Genomic DNA, 537 nt, shown 5'->3' on the forward strand with positions numbered 1-537 from the left:
ACCACCAGCGCGAAGATCGTGGTGGCGGGCGGCTTCGGCGTGGGCAAGACCACGTTCGTCGGCGCCGTCTCGGAGATCAACCCGCTGCGTACCGAAGCCGTCATGACCAGCGCATCCGCCGGCATCGACGACCTCACCCACACCGGAGACAAGACCACCACCACCGTGGCCATGGACTTCGGCCGCATCACCCTCGACCAAGACCTCATCCTGTACCTCTTCGGCACACCAGGACAGGACCGCTTCTGGTTCATGTGGGACGACCTCGTCCGCGGCGCCATCGGCGCCGTCGTCCTCGTCGACACCCGCCGCCTCGCCGACTGCTTCCCCGCCGTCGACTACTTCGAAAACTCAGGACTCCCCTTCGTCATCGCCCTCAACGGCTTCGACGGACACCAGCCCTACACCCCCGACGAAGTACGCGAAGCACTCCAGATCGGCCCCGACACCCCCATCATCACCACCGACGCCCGCCACCGCGCCGACGCCAAAAGCGGACTCATCACCCTCGTCGAACACGCCCTCATGGCCCGACTC

1 protein-coding gene is annotated in these 537 nt (G+C 66.3%); it reads left to right on the forward strand.

Annotation, left to right across the window (positions count from 1 at the left end; translation table 11 throughout):
- A partial coding sequence (locus tag CU044_RS29520; RefSeq protein WP_129771816.1) for an ATP/GTP-binding protein occupies nucleotides 1-537 on the forward strand: 537 nt, incomplete at both ends.

It is taken from the genome of Streptomyces sp. L-9-10 (genome assembly GCF_004151105.1).
Lineage (GTDB): Bacteria > Actinomycetota > Actinomycetes > Streptomycetales > Streptomycetaceae > Streptomyces.